9 protein-coding genes are annotated in these 23,546 nt (G+C 43.4%); all 9 read left to right on the top strand.

All coding sequences use genetic code 11. The features are described 5' to 3' along the window. On the top strand, positions 1–567 hold the full coding sequence (nudE, locus tag QZU58_RS01085) for an ADP compounds hydrolase NudE (RefSeq protein WP_294494012.1): 567 nt from the start codon (positions 1–3) through the stop codon (positions 565–567). 358 nt (positions 568–925) lie between these two features. Further along, entirely contained in the window at positions 926–5,314 is a 4,389-nt protein-coding gene (locus QZU58_RS01080) for an alpha-amylase family glycosyl hydrolase (protein ID WP_294494009.1), read from the top strand. Between the two features lie 54 nt (positions 5,315–5,368). Then, positions 5,369–7,573, top strand: coding sequence for a PKD domain-containing protein (locus QZU58_RS01075; RefSeq protein ID WP_294494007.1), 2,205 nt, complete (start codon positions 5,369–5,371; stop codon positions 7,571–7,573). A 273-nt stretch (positions 7,574–7,846) separates the two neighbouring features. After that, positions 7,847–13,075 (top strand): PKD domain-containing protein, encoded by a 5,229-nt coding sequence (locus QZU58_RS01070; RefSeq protein ID WP_294494003.1) that lies wholly within the window; start codon positions 7,847–7,849, stop codon positions 13,073–13,075. A 285-nt stretch (positions 13,076–13,360) separates the two neighbouring features. Next, entirely contained in the window at positions 13,361–19,243 is a 5,883-nt protein-coding gene (locus QZU58_RS01065) for a PKD domain-containing protein (RefSeq protein ID WP_294494001.1), read from the top strand. A gap of 164 nt (positions 19,244–19,407) precedes the next feature. Further along, complete coding sequence (argE, locus tag QZU58_RS01060) at positions 19,408–20,547, top strand: acetylornithine deacetylase (protein ID WP_294493998.1); 1,140 nt, start codon at positions 19,408–19,410, stop codon at positions 20,545–20,547. A gap of 265 nt (positions 20,548–20,812) precedes the next feature. Further along, on the top strand, positions 20,813–21,817 hold the full coding sequence (gene argC / locus QZU58_RS01055; RefSeq protein ID WP_294493995.1) for an N-acetyl-gamma-glutamyl-phosphate reductase: 1,005 nt from the start codon (positions 20,813–20,815) through the stop codon (positions 21,815–21,817). A 13-nt stretch (positions 21,818–21,830) separates the two neighbouring features. After that, positions 21,831–22,613 carry an acetylglutamate kinase gene (argB, locus tag QZU58_RS01050; RefSeq protein ID WP_294493992.1) on the top strand — a complete coding sequence of 261 codons (783 nt, stop codon included), beginning with the start codon at positions 21,831–21,833 and terminating at the stop codon, positions 22,611–22,613. Between the two features lie 15 nt (positions 22,614–22,628). Continuing rightward, positions 22,629–23,540 (top strand): ornithine carbamoyltransferase, encoded by a 912-nt coding sequence (locus QZU58_RS01045; RefSeq protein WP_294493990.1) that lies wholly within the window; start codon positions 22,629–22,631, stop codon positions 23,538–23,540. The last annotated feature ends 6 nt before the right edge of the window (positions 23,541–23,546 follow it).

Raw genomic sequence — 23,546 nt, 5'->3', positions numbered from 1 at the left:
ATGAAATATAATCATCCTTTACCCGAGATTCTCGGGGTCAGTGAAGTTGTCAGAAGCAGACTGTTTAAGGTTGAAGGGGTGGATTTAAAGTTTTCCAACGGTGTGCGGACAACGTATGAACGTCTTGCCGGAGGAAACGGTGCCGTAATGGTTGTTCCTTATGATTCCGAAAGGAAGTCATTTGTCTTTACCAGAGAGTATTGTGTAGGTACTGAAAAATACGAACTGGGTTTTGTTAAGGGGAAGATCGATGACGGGGAGAATCCGCTGCAGGCTGCAGAAAGAGAACTTGCAGAGGAGATTGGGCTAGGAGCTGATAGCTTTGAGTTATTAAGGTCATTGAATTTCGCTCCGGGATTCATGGGGCTTAAACTTCATCTTGTACTGGCGACTGGAATAAGAGAGCGCAAGCTTGACAGTGGAGATGAGCCGGAACCGATAGAGCGAGAGTATGTTGCGCTGGAAAATATGGAAACTCTTCTTTATTCCGATGATTCTGAATTATGTGAGGCAAGGTGCATTACAGGAATTATTCTGGCTCTCAGAAAATTAAACATAAGTATCTGAATTAACAATCCGCAGAATTGGCTGACAGATGGGAAGAATACCCGTAAACACGGTGTTCTTCCTTTTTTTGCGCCTCATAAAATGAGATGCATGTAATAAGAAAATGTTACATAAATCATGTATATTAGGTGTAAATTATTACTTTTATATCACAATAAAATGGTTTAAATAATAAATTTTTTGTAAAAATTATGTTAAACTAAAAAAGAAGTATGACGTAGTTCAGAATTTTTGAAAACGTTTTATGTTATCCTTTGTATATTGAGAGAAGGGTGTGAACGGTCGTTTTTTTTATCTGAAAAGACCGTTTATTTTTAAGAAGAATTCATTGATCAGTTGTGATAGACGGAGTTTTTAGATGATCTTAAATAACTTTAAAGTAAAGCTGCTCAGCTTTGCCGTGTCTTCTGCTGTACTGGCCATGGCCCCAAATCTGGCGATGGCTAAGAATTATGAAAGTGAAATGGTAATAGTACATCCGTTTCAGTGGTCATATGACAGTATAGCAAAGGAATGTACCGAGTATCTTGGTCCTGCAGGGTTTGATGCCGTTCAGATTTCTCAGCCGGCCGAACATATAAACAACACCCAGAGCTGGTGGGCCGTTTATCAGCCGATTAGTTTTAAGAGCTTCCTTACCATGGACGGTAACGAAGAGAGCCTCAAAAACATGATTAAGACCTGTAATGAAGCAGGTGTTAAGGTGTTTGCCGACGCGGTATTCAACCAGAGACCGAACGGCGGTACCGGAATGAGCGGTGCCGGCTTTGGCGGTTTTAACTATCCTGACGGTTTTACCGGTTCTGATTTCCATCAGTACAACTGTTCCATCAGTTCATACAAGGACGCATGGCAGGTAAGAAACTGTGCTCTTCTCGGTATGGCGGACATTGCAACTGATAATGATGCCACTCAGGATAAAATAGCCTCATATCTTAAGAGTCTCCTGGATATGGGGGTTTACGGTTTCCGTATTGATGCGGCAAAGCATATGGGCTATCACGACATCAATGCCATTATCGGCAAGACTGAAGTCAAGGCCGGTAAGCGTCCGCCTGTATACATGGAAGTTATCGGTAATCCTGATGAAGCTGAGGATATTCAGCCGAACAAGTATACCTTCATTGATAATTCCGTTGTAACTGACTTTACCTATGTGGACAGAATTAAGGAAACCTTCGGCAGTCGGAACTACGGGGGAGCCCTGTCTTTCGGCTTAACCCTCAGCAGTGATGATGCTGAAGTTTTTGTTAATAACCATGATGATGAGTATTTACGCTGTTCTGCAGGCACTTGTTCAATGCCAACTCAGAATAATGCGGATTACAATCTTGCTCAGTCATGGTTAGCCGTATGGCCGAAGGGAAAGGTTCGTCAGATTTATTCAGGATACAGTTTTAGCCAGCACGATCCTGCAGGTCCTATAGGTGCGGCCCGCTGCGAAGGCGGCTGGCTCTGTCAGCATCGTGTGCCGTTTGTGTTAAATGCTCCTAGATTTGCCAGAGCAACACGAGGAACAGACGTTTCCACCAAGGGCTTTGAAGATAATGTTCTCTGGTTTAACAGGGGCAGTAAAGGCTTTTATGCCATGAACACAAGTAACAGTGCCGTCACAAAGACATTCACTGTGCAAATGGCTGACGGTACGTACTGTGATATTCTGGGTACTTCCAATCCGAAGGATAATCCATGCGGTCAGGACGTAAGCGTAAGCGGCGGTTATGTCACACTCACCATTCCTGCCAAGAGTGCCATGGCAATCTGTACTGATGAGACCTGGTGCGGAAAGGGAGTGGATCCTTGTGAGACTGATTCTTCAGGAGCTGCCTGTGTGTGCAAATCCAGCGGTACCAACGCAGACGGAGTATGTGAAGCATACTGCAGGGTAAACGAATCAGCAGAAGGCTGCTACTGTCTCCTCAATCCTAATGACAGCGAGTGTACCGTAATTCCACAGACTAAGAATAATCTTTGTTATGCAGGTACTTCAAACACCTGGAAATTTGATCAGATGGTATACAACAAGCATACCGGTTACTGGACTGTTGACGTTGTTCTTACAGGAGCTGCAAAGCAGGGCTTTAAGATTGCCGACGGCTGCGATTGGACCGGTACAGTATACGGTTCTTCAGGAACTCCTGGTAAACTTGCGGTCAACACTGCAACTGACGGTAATGAATATACCTCACTTTCCGGAAACTATACTCTGTATGTCAAAGATTCAGACATGACCTATGAATTCAAGCAGGTTACAGGTACTAACCATGCTCCTGTGGCCGGATTTGACTACGAGGTGAACGGATTAAGTGTATCATTTACTGATAAGTCAACTGATGCGGACGGGGATACTTTAAGTTATTCATGGGATTTCGGTAATAAAACTTTTTCTCAGTCTAAGAATCATACCGTTGCCTATGCGAGCGCAGGTACCTACAGCGTAACCCTTAAGGTATCAGACAATAATGGTGGGGAAGACACCATTGTTCGTGATGTAACCGTTTCCGGCAGTGATTCAAGAGTCTATGCAAAGACTGCCGTCAGAGCCAAGATTGATAATTATGCAACTCATGAACTGACCAGAAAATCTGCAGGCAGTTCAGTATGGACCGGTGAGATTTCATTCAGTGAGGCTACTCAGCTCAAGATTGAAGCGCTTCCGATTACAGAAGATCAGTGTATTATTCTTGGCGGTACTGCAGGTCAGGCCCTGACTGCCTCAGGACGTTTTGTTCAGGTTGAAGCAGGTGATTACACCGTAGAGTTTGATGAAAACACCAAGGTTCTTACGCTTAAGAAGAAAGAAATTATTCCTGATGATACCAAGGCGAACTGTGATGTTGATGCCACCACCAACAACTGTGAGTCAGCTGATTATGCTTATAACTTCCTCGGAGCAGTTTACTCAAAGGAATCAACCACTTTCAGACTGTGGTCTCCTGATTCATCAAATGTATCAGTAACCGTAGACGGTAAAACATACACAATGAGTAAGACAAATATTAACGGTTATTCTGATGTGTATGCCGTAACCGTAAACGGAGATCTTGACGGAAAGGAATATCAGTTCAAGGTTAACGGTAAGGATGTTCGTGATCCATACGGCAAGATGGTTAAGCATATAACTTATTCAACTTCCGGTGCCTCAAACAACACCAATATTGTTATGGACATGCGTTCTACCGACCTGAAGAATGGCTGGGCTAAGCGTCCTGAATTTAAGGAACGTGAAGATGCCATTATTTATGAGGTTCATGTAAGAGACTTCACAATTGACAGCAGTTCAGGTGTATCAGCTGATAAGCGTGGACGTTACCTCGGTATGGTTGAAACCGGAACCACTAACTCAAAGGGTTTAAAGACCGGTATCGATCATCTGAAGGATTTGGGTATTACTCACGTTCAGCTGCTTCCGGTCTATGATTACGGTACATGTTCAGATGTTGATTCTCAGAACACCGGCTGTTACAACTGGGGTTATGATCCTGTAAACTTCAATGTTCCTGAAGATCGCTACACTTCCGTATTCGGCACCGATAAATACAAGCAGAAGGTTGCTGAATTTAAGGAAATGGTTGATGAATTCCATAAGAACGGAATTCGTGTAATCATGGACGTTGTGTATAACCATACATACTCCAAGGAAGTTTTTGAGAACATTACCTCAAAGTACTATACCGCCATTGATTTATCCGGCTGCAGCAATTCAGTGGATGCCAAGAATGAAATGGTAAGCCGTTTCATTCGTGACTCACTTGAGTACTGGGCTACCGAATATAATATTGACGGTTTCCGCTTTGACCTGGTAGGTATCTTTGATACTAATAATTTCAAGGAATGGGGTGAATACTTAAATAACAAGTATCCGGGCAGAAACTTCCTGATGTACGGTGAACCATGGAACGGCTATGCAGACGACCCTTCTGAGGCGACCCGTGTAAGACTGGGTAACATCAGAAATGCAGCCTCAGGACACGTCGGGGTATTTAACGGAAAATACCGCGAATGTTTAAAGGGCGGAAGTGATAATGCAGTAGGCGGTTTCCTGTTTAACAAAACTTATTCAGACGTTGGTGATGTTGATGGTAATTTCGGCTGTGTAATGGCAGGTATAAGGGGCGGTATAGGTGACAGCACCAAAACCTGGACTCCGCTGTTTGCAGCAGATCCTGAACAGGCAGTGCAGTATATTACCGCACACGATAATCTCAACTGGACTGATAAGATTGCCAAGATGAGTATTACCGGAGATTATGCAAAGAGACTTCAGTCTTATGGTCACGGAGTTCTTTTTGTCAGCCAGGGTATTCCGTTCATTCATGCCGGTGAAGAATTCGGCAGAAGTAAGAATATGAATCCTAATTCATATAATTCAGCTGACGGATCAAATGACATCAATTGGAATGTAAAGACTTCTTATCAGGATACTTTTGCATACTTCAAGAACATGATTGCAATGCGTAAGGCTCATAAGGCATTCCGAATGAATACCAGAAGCCAGATTGAAAACAACATTTCCGCTGAGCAGATTAATGGCGCAGTAGTTGTCACCATTAACGGTGCTGCGGTTAATGATGATTGGAAGACAATCAAGATGGTTATTAACAGCGGTAACAATCTGAGTATTGACGGAGTTTCCGGCTGGTACAAGAAGGTTCATGCCGTAACGGTAAATGCTGATGATGTCTTTGGAGGTGATGATCACAACCAGGCTCAGGGTACAGCAGTAACAATTTGGTATAAAAAGTAACAGTCACTGAATCCGGGGGGAAACCCCCGGAATCAAAAAAGTAGGTTTAGAGAAATGAAGTTTAAATATACAAGATTATTATCAGCCATGATGTTAGGTCTGGGTGTAACCGCGTGTGGCGGCGGCGGTGGCGGAGACAACCCAGCTCCGGAAAAAGTTACATACAGCATAACTTCCGTTGTTCAGAATATTGATGCTGAAGGATTAAGCAGCGTAACCGTGTGTCTTGACATCAACGGCGATGCACAGTGTACTGATGAAGACGTTGAAATTAAAACCACTGACAGCAATGGTGTTACGATTCTTACTCTTTCCGAAGAGAATATGAAATCATTAAATAATATGATTGCCGTTTTAAGAGATGGAACCGTTTATACCGATATTTTGACCGGCGGAATCAAGGATGGAGTAAAACTGGGAACCATTTACCTTAATCCTATAAGCAGTCAGCTGACAAAGTATGCAAAGGCAAACGGCATGTCACGTGCAACTGCAGCCAGCAGACTGGCTAATATAATAGGTGTTAATGCAAACAGCTTTAACGCATCTCCTGTAAAGAACAGTCCGCTTGACGTGATCGTCAGGAGTCTGGATGCCAATAATGACAGCCTGGGAAATCCTTCGGTTGTCAGCGTGGTAACAGGTGCGGCAAGCAAGGTCTCTGACGCCATGAACGCCGGTATGTCATCTGATGCAATTGTGGCTTCATACAAAGAATACGTGGATTTCGATCATCTTATTGTCAATCCTTCCAACAATGCTCCAGTGATCACCAAGGCGGATAAGGTTCTGGTTTCATGCAGAAATTACCTGTTTACTGCTGCAGCCACCGATGCTGACGGAGATAAGCTTACATATTCATGGAAATTTGACAATAATGAGTCAGTAGCTGGTTCAAGTGTGAGTTTTGCCTTTGCCTCAAACGGAACCCATAAGGCTGTTCTTACAGTTACAGACGGCAAGGATCCTGTTACAAAGGAGCTCTCCGTAGATGTTAATTCCGAAATGTGCGGTGAGGATCTGAAGGCTCTCTTTACCTTTACCTCAGAAGCTGATTCACTTGTTGTGACTTTCAGTAATGTTTCAACAGGTAACATTGTTAAGTATCAGTGGGATTTCGGTGACGGCAGTACATCTACCGCTCAGAATCCTGTTCATCAGTATGCAGAGGCAGGAACTTACAATGTAAGTCTTACCGTAACTGATTCTGATGGTAATGTTTCTGAGACTTATACTTACCCTGTTGAGGTTACAAAGAGTCAAATTATAGATCCGGCTATAACCCCTACCGTAAACGGTCTTTCAGTAACCTTTAGTGTTTCAAACGTTGATAATCCTGTTTGGGTATTCCATGATGGTACAAGTCTCGAGGGAAATAACGTAACCAAGACTTATGAAGCCGGCGGTAAGTATCAGGTAACGCTTGTGTACGGCAACAGTTCAAAGACTTTTGAAGTAGAAGTTAAAGCCCCTAATCAGCCTGTTATAAAATTGGGCGAACCTGCCGTTAACGGTTACAACGTTTCAATGAGTGCCAGTGTAGAAAATGCTCCGTCAGCCTCAACAATAAAATGGGATATGGGAGACGGCACTGTTCTTACCGGTGCTAACGTAACCCATAAATATGCGGCGAACGGTTCATACACCATAACCGTACAGCTTCTGGATAAGGATAGCAAGGTTGTTGCAACCGGGACAAAGGATATTCAGATTCAGGTGAATACACCTCCTGTTGCAGAGTTTACCTATGCTGTTAACGGAGTAATAGTGGATTTCACTAATACTTCCAGTGATGCTGATAATGATGTCATGACTTATACTTGGGATTTTGGTGACGGAAGTGCCGCTTCCACCGAGCCATCTCCACGTCACACCTATCCTAATAAGACCGCAAGTTACACCGTTAAATTAATGGCAAACGACGTCAAGGATTCTCATACAGTGTCTCACACCGTTGATGTGGTTTACAATCCTCCTGTAAATCACAAACCGGTAGCGGTGCCGGCTGCTTCAGTCGTGGGAATGGTACTTACTTTTGATGCAAGTCAGTCAAGTGATGAGGACGGTGACACTTTGTCATACTCTTGGGATTTTGGTGACAATTCATCATCAAAAAAGGTAAGCGGTACCCATACTTATGCGACTGCAGGAGAATATACCGTTACACTGACTGTTTCTGACGGTGAGCTTTCAAGTACACCTGTCACAGTTAAGGTAAATGCAGATGACGAGGATGTTTTAGACTGTACCTTAAAGTAGTTCAGTCTGTTAGGATGCGGTCGAATTAATGAAATTATGAGATCGCATCTCATAACAGATAAAGATCTGTTCAGTAATCGTCTTCAATTTCACAACCGTGATTGAAGACGATTTTTTTTATTCTTATATTTGCATAATTTGGGAGTGTGTCAAAAATTAGAGTAGGTACATTGTTAATACAGTGTTAATTTTGTGATATAAAAATTATTTTTTGGTCATTTTTAATGCTAAAATTTCATGAAAACTTTTTCATGATAAATAAGGTGTTTAAAAATGAACTGCAAATACAGTAGATTGGCTACAGCCATTATGCTTTCCGTAGGTGTATCTGCCTGTGGTGGCGGTGGCGGTGGATCCGATAGTTCTCCTGCTCCTAAAACTGATGTTAATGTTAAACTTATTGTTCAGGATGAATATGGCGCTCCCGTCCCAAACATAACCGTCTGTCTTGACAGTAATGGGGATGAACTATGTACCGTTTCAATTGATGAACAGCTGAAATCAACTGACAGCAGCGGTGCTGCAGTTCAGTCACTGACTAAAGAACAGATTAGTTCAGGAACAAATCTTCTGGCTGTTGTTAACAATAAGAAATCCTTTACCAACGTTACCAGTGAGAATCTTCTCACTTCCGTAAAGGATGGATCTTCAGGCAGCAGTGTTTCCGTTTTTGTTAATCCGCTGACTCAGCAGCTCTACAGATATTCCAGAAATCAGTCCCTGGATATTGAAACTGCAAAGTCAGTTCTTGCCGGTCATCTCGGAACGAACGCTTCCGTTTTTGATTCATCAATTAAGGCTGACAGTGCAGTCTCTGCTTTTGTTGTATCTCTTTCTAACATGAATCACAGCCTGAACAGTTCTTCTGTGATTGATAACGTGCGCAACGCTGTTGCAGACATTCAGGCCGCCATGAATAAGGGTGTGTCAGTGGAAGGGGGTGCAGGCTCTTACGCAAAATACGGTGACTTTAAACACCTTCTTGAGAATGTCGATGACAATCATTCTCCGATAATTACAAATGCCAGGGCACAGGAAGTCTCATGCAGAACAGTCATGTTTACCGCCTCTGCGACAGATGAAGACAATGATACGCTGTCGTACAAGTGGGAATTTGATGACGGTGCAGTAGAGAAACAGAAGAATGTAGAGCATGTGTTTAACAGCATCGGTGATCATTCGGCGAAGGTCTCAGTTTCGGATAATGTCACCACGGTATCCGAAACAGTTCATTTTAAGACAACATCAGCCATGTGCGGTGAAGAGCTTAAAGCTAACTTCAGTATCACCGAAGTAAATTATCTTAAGGTATCTTTTGCAAATACTTCCACCGGCGGTGCAGTTTCCTATCTGTGGAACTTCGGTGACAATGTTACTTCCACGGAACAGAATCCGACTCATACATATGCCGAAGCAGGTGAGTATAGTGTCTCCCTGATAATTACCGACAGTGACGGAAATCAGTCTGAACCATATGTCCAGACCGTCAAGGTATCAGCTGAACCGGTTGTTCTCCCTAACTATAGTTTCTCAGTGCAGGGTTTGACCGTGACATTTGAAACCGACGGTAAGAATCCTGTATGGGATATTACGGATGGTGAAGTAAATCAGAAGATTGAAGGTTCAAGCATCAGCTGGACCTATACTAAGTCAGGAACCTATCCTGTAATTCTGTACTGTAACGACGGCAAGCACACTACCACGCAGTCATTTGACGTGAAGGTTGAGGCTCCGATTCCTGTGACAGTCAGCATTGCTGAACAGGAAACAAATGGTCTTACCTTGTCAATGAAGGCATCTTCATCAGGTGTTTCCGGTAAATATTCATATAGTTGGAACATGGGTGACGGAAAGACTGAAACCGGGGCTGAAATAGTTCATACCTATGATAATGAAGGTAAGTATGCCGTTGTTCTCAGTCTGCTCGATGAACATGGAAAGGTTCTTGCGACTGATACCAAGGATGTTGACATTGGTGTGGATAATCACGCACCGGAATCAAAATTCGATTATGTCGTTGCTGATGACGGAGTAACCGTATCATTCAGAAATGAGTCAAGCGATAAAGACGGTGACAATCTTACCTATGAGTGGGATTTTGGTGACGGTATCTCTGATACGTCAGAAAATCCTGTACATACTTATCCTTCTGAAACCAAACAGTATGAGGTAGTGCTTGTTGTCAGCGACGGAAAAGATACGGGTAAGTCAAACAAAATCGTTCCGATAACCGTTTCTCCAAATAATCCTCCTGTAGCAGTTATTTCTTCATCAATATCAGGGTTAACCCTTACTTATAAGTCAGAATCCACAGACCCTGACGGTGATGCCATAACCTCATATGCCTGGGATTTTGGTGACGGTACAAAATCAAATACCGCAAGCGGAACCCACACATATGCAGAAGCGGGGGAATATACCGTAACTCTTGTCGTTTCTGATGGAAAAGAAAACAGCACGGCAGCAACAAAGCTTGTGAAAGCGGTTGTTAATCATGCTCCGGTTGCAAAGATCACATCCGGTCTGCAGGGCAAAACCTTAACTTATTCTTCAGAAGGATCAACTGATGAAGACGGTGATACCCTAACATTTGCATGGGACTTCGGTGACGGGACATCATCTGATAAGGCCGGCGGTACCCATGTTTACTCAAATGACGGAAGTTATACCGTTAAGCTTGTTGCTTCAGATGGGAAGGAACAGAGTATTCCGGCTACCAAGACCGTAGTTGTAGGCGACAGCGGAGATTTTGAAGTAGATTTCACATACAGCTTCAACGGGCTAACCGGTTCATTGAGCGCCTTCTCCACCCTGAAGACCTCCGTTCAGGCTACCTATGCATGGGATTTTGGCGATGGTATGACTTCTACCAGCAAGAATCCGACAGTAACCTATAAAACCGGGGGAGAAAAGACCGTAACACTTACCGTGACAAGTGAAGGCAAGAGTGTTCAGAAGTCATATACCTTTGAACTGGTGCAGGGCACAAGCGTTGCTCCTGAGAAGAGGGGTATTTACTATAAGGGTGATGCTGACGGGATTTATATTTGGAACGGCAGTACGCCTCTGGCCGGTGAATGGCCGGGGTCTTCAATGTCCGTTGCCTCAGAGGATCCTAACTGGTCGTTCTTTGATACATCGGCCATTAATGCCACAACAGTTAATGTTATTTTCCTGAAAGGCGGTAACAAACTGACCGGTGATCTTAACGGAGCTCCGGTTGCAGGATGCTATGACGGTAAATGGACCGTTATTGACAGCTGTGTTCTGTCCGGAGCTTCATTAGTCGTCAGCGGAGGCGGAGAAGTTTATCCTCCGGTTGAGCCTGATCCTGACGTTCTCAGTAACAATATCCCTTGGAACGTTACCAGCGGGGCGGCCTTAAGGTCATCAGCTGACGGCATTTCAAATGTTGATGCGGCTCCGTATGTTGTACCAAGTCTTAACCCTGGAAGCTATCATACTGATCAGACTTTAACACTTGGCACTGAAGATGCTGACGGAAACAGTACCGAGGCTACCATTTACTATACTCTTGATAATACTGAACCGACCACTGCATCAACCAAGTATACTGGTGCAATTGAACTTAAGGATACGTCTGAAGATAAACTTGGGACAGCCTACAGACTCCGTGCTCTTGTTGTAGGGGCTAACGGTATGAAGCAGGAACAGCATTTCTTCTGGTTTATCAAGTCAAAGGATCCTACACCGGCACCTGCAACGGATTTCCGTGATGAAACCATATACTTTGTGGTGACAGCACGTTACTATGACGGTGACGAAAGCAATAACTACTATTGCCGCGATCGTTTTGATATCGATGATCCGTGTTGGAGAGGTGATTTCAAGGGACTGATTGAAAAGCTTGATTATATTAAGTCCATGGGTTTTACGGCCATCTGGATTACTCCTCCTGTGGAAAACCGTTCAGGACTTGACTATCACGGTTATCATGCCTATGACTGGTTCCAGCCTGATTTAAGACTTGAAAGTCCGGGAGCTACATATTTTGATTTTATAAAGGCGGCTCATGCCAAGGGAATCAAGGTTGTTCAGGACGTTGTACTGAATCATTCAAGTAACTACGGTATACGCGGTCAGACCTATATCGACAAGATCCCTACCAAGTATTTTGTTGATGCAAAGTATGGCAAGGACGGCGTAAATATTGGCGGTGTCTATACCAAGAATATCGGCGATTATAAGTCATATAACCGTTGCGATAATGACAACCCTGTAGCTCCGGCATGGCATCGCAGGGTATGTGCCGGAGATGCCGAGGCTCAGACAAAGTTTACCGTTCACTTTACTAAGCACGGTAAAACAGTAGACATGGCTGTCGATGGAACATCATTCAGTCAGAATGACGGTACAAAGAACGGATACTACTGGAGCCCGGCAACGGATCAGGAGCTTCCTTCAAAGTGGTATCATGAAGCCTATACCAATAACTGGGAGTCAGTTGAAGAGGTTCAGCAGCGCAGCATGGCCGGTGACTGTGTGGATCTGACAACGGAATCAGACAATGTTAAGAATTACATGAATGCCATGATGAGACTCTATCTCGATATGGGTATTGACGCCGTACGTATTGATACTCTGAAGCACATGCCTAGAGAAGACGTGGTTGCAATGACTTCAAAGTGGCAGAAGTATAAGCCGGGACTGTTTGTATATGGTGAGGCTCTGATTAAGGGATTTGGTGATAACACTCCTTATCAGCTGCTTCCTTGGTACTATACCAGAACATCTACCGATGAATCTGATAAGTCCGGTGATTCAGGCGTTTCAGTACTTGACTTCTCGCTGATGAGTACATTCAGAGATAACGTGACCAAGGGTAGTGTCGGTGGTCTGGCAGATGTCTTTAACAGATTTGACAGCTGGTACGCTGACCCTACCAAACTTGTTACATTCTTCCAGAATCATGACCTTACACCTGACAATACCTGGTCAGGAAGCGGAGCTCAGCACTGCTGTTCAGACAGAAGTAATTCTGCGCTCGCCTATAATGTGCTGTGGACCGTACGCGGTATTCCAGTTATGTACGCAGGTGATGAAACAGGTGCCCGAGTTGGTCTGCCACCTGATCTGACCAGTTCTAACGATCTTGTCAAGGATACCGGTCGACTTTATCTCGGTGACAGTCTGGATAACGGTGATGCAATAATTCCGCATATTACAGATCTCAATGCAATGAGAAAGGCATCCATAGCCTTAAGAAGAGGTAAGCTTAAGGTTCTAAACGGTGAACCTCTGGTGTTTGAAAGAATATACGGAAATGATGTTGCGATTGTGGCCATCCCGGGAACCGGCGGGGCGAATGTAACGGTAAGCGGTGCAACGGACGGTGTTTATCAGGATCTGGTAACCGGCGTTAGTTACACGGTATCCGGGGGTTCCGTAAATCTTGGAAATATACCGGGAGCTTCTATGAGAGTTCTTGTTAAGGGATACACTGGAGGCAAGGTGGTTAAGAACAGTCAGTTTCTTAAATAACAAATAACGTGAGACTGTTTTATAAATAAAAAAAGGTTCGTACATATGTACGAACCTTTTTTATTTATAAGTAACAATATTTTTTAGAGAAAATTAAATAATTGTGATCTGTATTTGAAAAAAAATATAAATGTTGAATAACGTCATAATTGGTTTGAAATCGTTTTTATGATGTATTAAAATCTGAAATTACAATAAATTTGAAATGTTAATCTTTTGTTAAACATAGTTTAAATTTATTTATATTTATCACACTAAATTAGTAATTAATTAGGATTGAAGACAATGAAACTAACAAGTTTATCTTTGGCTATTGCTTCTGCATTGTCAGTTACTGCCTGTGGCGGCGGTGGCGGTAGCAATAACGGTGACACTGGGGATGTTACTCTGTATAAGTATGTGAATTACAGCAGCTATTCCTCTGCATCAGCAGCACTCGCTGACGGAGTAGCCGATGCTTCCGATGTCATTACCCAGATTTGTTTCGATATGAACAGAAACGATTCATGTGATGCGGAAGAATCTCCTGTGAGCGTAAAAGGTGTTAGCGGTTCTGCCAAGTTAAAGTACAAGGAATCTGATAATTTATCCGGCATAAACATTGTTGCTGTTAATTCATTGTCAAAGATGAGAATTCCGGCTGATGTTTTGGATAGTAACGTTCAGGCATCTTCAGCATCAGACAGAATTAACCTCAATCCTTTAACCAATCTTGCATATTCAAAGAGCTCAAATTCAGGCTACGTGGCCGGTTCATCTGATCTCGCTTCCATTATCGGGACCGGAGCCGTCACATCAGATTATGGTTATGATACAGCCTTTAACAGTCTGGATCCTGATACAAAGACCCTTTCAGACGTTCTGTTAATCGTAGGCTATGGTAAGCTTGCGGAAGATCTTGTTTCTCAGCAGTATGGAACAGTATCCAATCAGCTGAACGGCATTCTCCAGAAAATCAAGAACAAGCTCGCCGAAAACGGTAATGACAGAACAGCCCTGCTTCAGGCGGTTTCCCTGCTCGGTCTTCCTGCACTGGAACAATCACCGATTCCTCCTGCCCCTGATTTTAATCCTGAATTAAATGTAAATTCATCTGCTGACGGTACGGTTAGATTCTCTCTGACCGGTGTTTCCGATGAAGCCATTGTAAAGTGGCTCTTCGGTGACGGTGGAAAATCAGATGAAATTAATCCTGTTCATACCTACACGAAGTCAGGTACGTATAAGGTAGTTGTAAACATCGCCGACAACGGCAACATCACTCAGCTGACTCAGAATGTTACGGTATCAATTGTAAAGAATGATCCTCCGGTTGCACTGTTCCTCTCTGAAATCAAGAGTGACAGAACCGTGATATTTACCAATAAGTCTGAGGATCCCGACGGAGACAGTCTGACTTACAGCTGGGATTTTGGTGACAATACCCCTGTTTCAACAGAAACTTCACCGTCACACCAGTATGCTGCTGACGGTAAGTACACTGTTAACCTTACCGTTTCAGACGACCATAACCATACCGTAAGTTATTCCCGTGAATTAGATGTACATTCCATTGTTACCAATCATAAGCCGGTTGCTGATTTTAACGTAAATGCTAATTATAACGTTGTATCATTTGCCAATAAATCAACTGACGCAGATAGTGATTCACTTACCTACGTTTGGGATTTCGGCGACGGCAGTGCTCCTTCAACTGAGGTTAATCCGAAGCATACCTATGCCGCAAAAGGTTCATATAACGTAACCTTAATTGCAAATGACGGTAAGGATAATTCCGAACCAAAAATTATAACAGTTAACGTTACAATGCCAAATACCCTTCCTGTAGCATCGTTTAACGCTTCTGCAGAAAAGAATGTGGTAACTTTCACCGACAAATCAAGTGATGCGGATAATGACACTCTGACCTACAAGTGGAATTTCGGTGACGGCACAACCTCAACTGAAAAAAATCCTGTTCACACTTACCCGGAAGCAAACGGTGATTATAATGTAACCCTCATCGTTAACGACGGTCACGGTGACTCTCAGCCGTTTACTTCAACCGTGAAGGTAGATATGGGTAATCACGAACCGGTTGCAAAGTTTGCGGTAAGCGTATCAAAGTATCAGGCTAAATTTGCCAATAGTTCAACTGATGAAGACAATGATCCTCTTTCATATTCATGGAATTTCGGTGACGGTAGCACTTCAACAGAAAAGAATCCTGTTCACACTTATGCATCCAACGGAACATATACAGTTGTTTTAACTGTATCTGACGGTAAGGCTTCTTCACCATCATCAACTTCAGGACTGGTGTTAATTGATGTCCACGATGAACAGTGTACGGATTCCGATCCGTACTGTAAGGGTGATGCAGATACTTCATGCGAGGAAGTGTGCACCACCAAGACCGAAACAGTATGTACCGGTGGCGGTGGTACTACTGAAGGAGCTGTTTCAGATGCGTATCATGCAACAAATCCTAACGGTAACGTAGGTGCCAATAAGACTATCTCAGGAGCGTCAGACTGGGGGGATGACACTTTAATAGCTGTAAGTGCCGCAAACGATGACCCTCGCGCTTATCGTGGCTACCATGAATATCCAACTGATGTTTACAGTCTTCACGCAGCATGGGATGACACAAATCTTTATCTGATGGTGGAATTCCCAAATCTTCAGAATGCTGAAACAGGAAGTGATTTCGATGCCTCTTCTTACCAGTTCCTTCCTAACGGTATTGCAATTAATACCGGCAAGAGAAAGGCTGGTGTAGGTCTGATGGATGAAGGCGGTAATCCTTGGAATAATAAGTTAACATTCTGGAATATTAAAGATGGTCTGGACACTTTACTTATGTTCCACCCTCGTCTTCCTACCGTTAACAAGCCGGGGCTTTTCCTTACTAATTCAGAAGGCCTGTTCTCTTATGACGAAGAAGGTGGCTATTTAATCGGTTTTGATGCCGCTGGTATTGAACGTGTTGTTTATCAACAGCCTGTATCAAAGAATTACTGGGGTATTGCCAATAATTACGGCGGTGCCGCTGACCAGTACAAGGATGCCTCCCTTTATACTGACCTGATGCCAACTTCAAACGAGAATGCTGCAGGTCGTATGTATCAGGTTACGATTCCTCTGGCAAGCATAGGCGTTGATTCAGCATGGATGACCAGCCATGGTGTCAAGGTAATGTGGTTCACCACAATGGGCCAGTCTCCAATGGATTGTCTGCCTTGGGATCCGGTAATGGTTGATGCAGCATCTGAACCATATTCTGTTGAAGATTCCACTTCTCATGAAAAGGAAGATCTGGATATTATAACCGTTCCTCTGGCATCCGTAGGTAAGCTTCAGTCAACCGGTACCGGTCAAGAAACATGTACTGATGTTGAAAAGGAGGTTTGTGAACCTGATCCGCAGTGTCAGATTGATACCTCTGCCATTGAAGTTAGTCTCAACGGTTCAACCAAGGATAACGGCAAGTCTGTAACCGTAACTGCAACTGTTGCAACCGGCTATAAAGGTGTCAAGTATACCTGGGAACCATCTGTAGGTTCAAAGGTTACCTCTGAATACAACGATACTACCAAGTCATTTACCGTAAACAAGAGTGCCAAGGAACAGACCTTTACACTTAAGGTTACTGCGGACAGTGCCAAGGGATATCGTACAGGTTCAGAAACTTATACTGTGACCATTCCTGCATGTCAGGGGGATGAATGCCCTAATCCGTCAGAATGGAGTACTTCAACAGGTGAATTTGCAGATGTTAGTGTATACACTGAATCAAACTGCAAGGCTCCGGCTAATTCCATCATCCTTAAGTATGACGGCTTTACATCTCCTTACGTCTGGCTGTACAAGGATTCAGAAACCAACTACTCTGGTGGTTCGTGGCCTGGTGCTGCAATGACCAAGATTGACGGCTGTACTGAAAGCTTCTATTCATACACTCCGTCAGAAAATGTGTCAACAGCTTCTGCCATCTTCTCAAATAACGGTTCTAACCAGTATCCTGGTCAGAATCAGCCTGGCGTAACCTATACACAGGATAAGCCTTGCTTTGATTTCTCAGCCAAGAAGTTTAAGACTGCTGATGAATGCGGTATGACCCCGGCTGAGGTTAAGACAGAAACTTACGTAACTGTTGATAATAAGAAACAGGCAGACGGTTCAATCATTAAGATCGTTGAAAAAGACGGTGAAGCTTCATCAGCATACAAAGATGTTGCCTTAATGATTTATGGTAAGGGAGTCGGTAAGGAAACCAAGGGTACTTACACTATTGACGGTTCTGAACAGGAATTTACCAATGGTGAAATAATCCGTGTGGGAGCCAACGTAACTGCTCCTGATACTGAAGCTGGTGAAGATCCAAAGAAGGCTACTCTGACTGTAACTTACGGTGATGCTTCTTCAACCTACACCATTCAAAAGAGTAAGTGGGTAACCCCATCTCCAGTAACAGGTGTTGATTTTACATGGAATAATGCTCTGATTTACTTCGTTGTTACTGACCGTTTTGCGAACGGTAACACTTCAAACGATAACTCATATGGAAGAAAAAATCCAGATGCTTCAGGTCATCCTACAGCAACATTCCATGGCGGTGATATCAAGGGGCTGACTAAAAATCTTGATTACATCAAGTCTCTGGGTATGAATGCTATTTGGCTTACTGCTGCATATGAACAGTCTCACGGCTGGACCGGCGGTGGCAAGAATGGTAATTTCCAGCACTATGCATATCACGGTTACTATGCCTTAGACTTTACCTCCTTGGATGCTAACATGGGTACTGTTGATGAATTCAGAGAATTTGTAACAGAAGCTCACAAGCGTGGTATCCGTGTAGTTATGGACGTGGTAATGAATCACTCCGGTTACGCCACACTGAAGGATATGTGTGACTTCGGCTTTGGTGTTCGTTCAGATGGCAAGAACGCCTGTGAAGAATGGACTCCAGGTAGTGGTGAGTCTTACCATAATAAGCCAATCAGTGAAGCTGCTGACAGCAGGTGGGACAGCTGGTGGGGTGCAAACTGGTTAAGATTCGGTGCATACGGCGGTTGCGGTTCAGACGATTTAACCACCTGTACATCATACCTGCCAGATTTCAAGAACGAACCAAACGGTTCTTCCGTAAATCTGCCAACTTTCCTGGTTAACAAGTGGCAAACTGCAGATGCTGCCCACGACATTCCTGCTGCTAAGGCTTATCGTGCAGGCAATATGTCTGTAGCTGATTTTGAAGCTCACTGGTTAGCATCATGGGTTGAAGAATTCGGTATTGACGGTTTCCGTTGTGATACTGCAAAGCACGTTGAAAAGGCAACATGGGGTAAACTCAAGAAGTACTCTAATGAAGCTTTGGCTAAGTGGAGAGCAAATCACGCAAACGGTGATGATCCAGCCGCATCATGGACTGACGATTTCTGGATGACTGGTGAACACTGGAACTTCGGTACTGATCCTTCTGACGGCTCAGGTTATGGCAGTACAGGCGGATTTAACTCCATGATTAACTTCAGCTTAGGATGTTCAACACCAGATGCAAGTACCTGGTCATCATATGCCGGCAAGTTTAATAACGGAACCAGTGCTCCAGCTCTGAACGCTCTGTCATACGTATCATCACATGATACCCAGCTTTGCCGTCCGGGTGACATGAAGGCTCTTGGTACAGGTCTTGTACTCTTACCAGGCGGTGTTCAGGTTTACTACGGTGACGAAACTGCCCGTCCAAATGATAACGGCGGTTCAGGCAACGATAAAGAACATGGTACCCGTTCTGATATGAACTTCCCTTCAGACATCAGTAACCAGGCTGAATGGGCTGCCAACGTTGATTCAATCAGCACCAGTTTCTCATCAAATGAAACTCTTGCTCACTGGCAGAAGGTTGGTCAGTTCAGATTCCGTAACCCAGCTGTAGGTGCCGGTAAGCAGACTGAAACTGGCGATGGTTCACTCTGTCGTAAGTATGACAACTCATCTGAAAACATCAGCAATGCTGTTGTAATTCATGTTGGTTCAGCGTCATCTGTTAACGTGGGTGACTGCTTCGAAGATGGAACTGAAGTTATGGATGGCTACAGTGGAGCTACAGGTACTGTCAGTGGCGGTTCTGTATCTCTCTCTGGAACCGGCAGCTTAATTCTTCTTGAAGTTAAGCGCTAATTCAATAATAATTAGCTAATACCTTTTTAAAGGACTCACGAAAGTGGGTCCTTTTTTTGTTGTATTATTTGAAAAAAAAACATATATTTGAACGTGTCATAATCTGACATCGGATAATTTAAAATCCTTCTCATATTCAGACTCAACCAGGTACGGGAATAATTATGGCTGCTGATTTCATTGACTTTTACAGAAAACTGATTTCCATTAATTCCATCAGCTCCGAGATACCGGAGCAGGATATTTCCAATGAAGAGGTGATAGATTTTCTGAATGATTATCTTACTGATAAGGGGTTTGTGACCAAAAAGCTTCCTGTAAAGAATTCCAGAAACAAATATAACCTGATAGCGAAAATCGGGAGCGGAGCCGGTGGACTTGCTCTGTGCGGTCATACAGACACTGTTCCATGTGATGAGGGAAAATGGCTCAGTAATCCTTTTGAGCTGACAGAGAGAGATAACAGGCTCTATGGGTTGGGAGTTATTGATATGAAGGGCTTTTTTGCATTTGTTTACAATGTAATAGAAAACATTGAATTATCAGCTCTTAAAAAAACTCTTTACGTTATTGCGACCGGTGATGAGGAAACAAATATGGGGGGGGCTATTTCTCTTCAGGAACAGTTCTCTGATAAACCTGATCTAATGATCATAGGTGAACCTACTTCCATGGTACCAGTTATTATGCATAAAGGTCATGTGGTGCAGGGGGTTAGAGTAAAGGGAAAAGGAGGACACAGTTCAAATCCTGATGCCGGCACCAATGCTATAAAGATAATGCATGAAGTAGTTGGCGGTCTTCTGAATCTTGAAAAAGAACTTAAAGAGAGATACCACGAAGAGCTGTTTCAGATTCCTTATCCGACAAGTAATATAGGAAAAATTTCAGGTGGCGATGCCCCAAACAGAATTTGTGAGAACTGTGAATTACTGTTTGACATCAGACCTATTCCGGGACATGGAGTTGAGGAAATGATGAAACTTACCCGTGAGGTACTTCAGCCTGTCCTGAACAAATACCCCCAGAATATTGAACTTTTTGTTCCATATGAACCTACTGAACCTTTTGGAGGAAAAATATCTGATGAGACGGTTAAATATCTGGAAGAGGTTACCGGAAAGAATGCTGTGGCTGTAAATTATGCTACTGAAGCAACTTACTACCAGAATATCAGCGAAACAGTGGTTCTGGGGCCCGGCAGTATAGACATGGCTCATCAGCCGAACGAATATCTCGATATGGATGAGATAGCTCCTGCTCAGGATATACTTCTCAGCATAGTTAAACGTTACTGTATGTAAAACAGTTTCGATTTTTCTATATTATTTTTTAAAAGTTTATTTTAAAAAGTGTAGACTTGGTAAAAATTCTAAGATTTTTTAAATATTTATGCACAAAAACTGCATAAATATGTAATAATATGAAAGCTGTATTGTTTCTGCTTAAAATTGCGACAGTACATAATTCGAGCAGGCGGTCTTTGTATGGTGCCTCTCTTTTACAATAAATTATTTTGTTACCATATAAGGTAAAAATTTTTTATACAGAATTAAGGAATATAACAGAATGCTTAATGTAGCTATCATTGGTGCCAGCGGTTATGCCGGTGCTGACTTATCTTTAATTGTTGCTAAACATCCAAATCTTCAGATTGGCGGTTTATATGTATCTGAAGGCAGTGCTGACGCCGGTAAGCTCTTAAGCAGTTTGTATCCTCGCCTCCACTCATATGTTGATTTACCGCTTCAGCCTTTGACCGCAGAAGCTTTAAACGATGTAAAGAAGTGTGACATAGTATGTCTGGCTACAGCCCACGTAGTAAGTATGAGACTTGCTCCTGAGCTTGTTGACGCCGGTTGTAAGGTTTTTGATCTCTCCGGAGCCTATCGTGTGAACGATCCTGCTTTCTATCCTGAATACTACGGTTTTGAACATGAGAACCTTAAGTACCTTGAACAGGCTGTTTATGGTCTTGCCGAATGGAATGCAGAAGAAATTAAGAAGACCAATCTTGTTGCAGTTGCCGGATGCTATCCTACAGCTTCCCTGTCAGCTCTGAAGCCTCTTGCCGCCAATGGTCTTATTGCTGAAGGTACCATGCCTATCATCAATGCCGTATCAGGTGTTACCGGTTCAGGCAGAAAGGCTTCATTAACAAACAGCTTCTGTGAAGTAAGTTTAAATGCATACGGCGTATTCAAGCACAGACACCGCCCAGAAATCAGTCATCATCTTGGCCAGAAAGTTTTGTTCCAGCCTCATCTCGGTAATTTCAAGAGAGGTATTCTGGCTACCATTTACGTTCAGCTTAAAGACGGCGTTACCGATGAAATGATTGAAAAGGCATATAAGGAAAAGTATGCCGGTCAGAACATTGTACGTATAGTTGACCACTGGCCTGCCGTTAAAGATGTGGAATTTACTCCATTCTGTGATATCCACTATCAGAGAGAGGGCAACACTCTTGTTGTATGTTCAGCAATTGACAACTTACAGAAAGGTGCCGCAGCTCATACAATGCAGTGCATAAATATCCGTTTTGGTTTTGAACCTACTGCTGGTTTATTATAATTCGGGGGTGACTATGCTGGATAATGTTTTAATTATCAAACTCGGCGGTGCGTTGATTGAGAATGATGAGGCTTTAACAGCTTTATATGAAGGTCTGACCTCATATTTAAAGGATCACAGGAGACCAATCGTTCTTGTACACGGCGGTGGCTGTCTTGTTGATGATTTACTAAAGGGACTTGGCATGAAGTCAGAAAAGAAGAATGGTCTTCGCGTGACTCCATTTGACCAGATTCCATATATTACAGGTGCTTTGGCAGGTACTGCGAACAAGCTGATGCTTGCCAAAGCTAAGTCTATGGGTGTTGATGCCGTAGGTCTTTGTTTAACAGACGGTTCAATCACCAAGGTAACTCAGCTTAATGATGAATTAGGTGCTGTCGGCAGCGCTACCGTAGGTTCACCTAAGCTTCTGGAAGTTCTGCTGGAAGCAGGGTATATGCCTACAATCAGTTCCATAGGCATTACCGATGACGGTAAGCTTATGAATGTCAACGCTGATCAGGCGGCTGTAGCCCTGGCAATCTCATTAAAGGCTGATTTGGCACTTCTGTCCGATGTGGACGGTATTCTTGACAAGAACGGTAATCTGATTACCACCATGACTGAAAAGCATGCGGCTGACCTGATTGCTGACGGTACGATTACCGGCGGCATGGAAGTAAAGGTTAAGGCCGCTCTTAAGGCCGCTAAGGCGTTAAACAAGCCTTTAAGCGTTGCAAGCTGGCGTTATCCTGATAAGATTAACGCATTGTTAAGCGGTGAAGCCATCGGTACCAGAGTGCTCCCGGAATAACATTTAGGAGATATTATGCGTCATTTATTAACTGGATTCGAGTTCAGTTCTGATGAATACCTTCAGATTCTTGAATTGGCAAAGGATATGAAGGAAAATCCTGCCAAGTATTCATCAAATCTTGCAGGCAAGACTGTGGTTACACTGTTTGAAAAACCATCCCTCCGTACCAGGGTTACTTTTGAAGCCGGTATGTACAGATTGGGCGGTCACAGTATTTATCTTGATCAGAAGAACGGCGAATTCGGCCACAGGGAATCTGTAAAGGATTACGCCTGTAACATGTCCCGTTGGGTTAACGGTATTGTTGCCCGTGTTTTCCTGCACAGTACTCTTCAGGAACTTGTGAAGTATGGCAGCGTTCCAGTTGTCAACGCTCTCTGTGATTTATACCATCCGTGTCAGGCTTTTGCGGATTTCCAAACAATAAGAGAACATTACAGTGATCTTTCCAAGGTTAAACTTGCATACCTCGGCGACGGTAACAATGTTACCAATTCACTGCTTATTGCCGGTGCCAAGCTTGGTACTGATGTTACCTGTGTATGTCCTAAGGGCAGTGGGCCTGACGTTCAGGTTTACGAAGCAGCCTGTGAGGTGGCAAAACATACCGGTGCAAAGCTGAAGGTTACTGACAGTGTTGAAGATATTGTCGGTTTTGATGTAGCATATACCGATACTTGGGTTTCAATGGGAGATGATACTCCTCTGGATAAGGTAAAGGCCAGATTCATGCCTTACCAGATTAATCAGCAGCTGCTGGATAAGACCGGTATTAAACATGTTTTACATTGCCAGCCTGCCCACAGAGAATATGAAATTACATCCGAAGTTATGGATGGCCCAAGCTCGCTTATTTATGATGAGGGTGAAAATCGTATGCACGCTCATATGGCAGTTTTAAGTACTTTATTAAATCAGGAGTAGAAATAA

Source organism: uncultured Ruminobacter sp., from assembly GCA_902764345.1.
GTDB lineage: Bacteria > Pseudomonadota > Gammaproteobacteria > Enterobacterales > Succinivibrionaceae > Ruminobacter.
This window is presented reverse-complemented; position numbering and strand designations above follow the sequence as displayed.

Coding starts and splice junctions, on each gene's coding strand:
- argB (WP_294493992.1), top strand. CDS start 21,831: ATGCTGGATAATGTTTTAATTATCAAACTCGGCGGTGCGTTGATTGAG.
- argE (WP_294493998.1), top strand. CDS start 19,408: ATGGCTGCTGATTTCATTGACTTTTACAGAAAACTGATTTCCATTAAT.
- QZU58_RS01075 (WP_294494007.1), top strand. CDS start 5,369: ATGAAGTTTAAATATACAAGATTATTATCAGCCATGATGTTAGGTCTG.
- QZU58_RS01045 (WP_294493990.1), top strand. CDS start 22,629: ATGCGTCATTTATTAACTGGATTCGAGTTCAGTTCTGATGAATACCTT.
- nudE (WP_294494012.1), top strand. CDS start 1: ATGAAATATAATCATCCTTTACCCGAGATTCTCGGGGTCAGTGAAGTT.
- QZU58_RS01070 (WP_294494003.1), top strand. CDS start 7,847: ATGAACTGCAAATACAGTAGATTGGCTACAGCCATTATGCTTTCCGTA.
- QZU58_RS01065 (WP_294494001.1), top strand. CDS start 13,361: ATGAAACTAACAAGTTTATCTTTGGCTATTGCTTCTGCATTGTCAGTT.
- argC (WP_294493995.1), top strand. CDS start 20,813: ATGCTTAATGTAGCTATCATTGGTGCCAGCGGTTATGCCGGTGCTGAC.
- QZU58_RS01080 (WP_294494009.1), top strand. CDS start 926: ATGATCTTAAATAACTTTAAAGTAAAGCTGCTCAGCTTTGCCGTGTCT.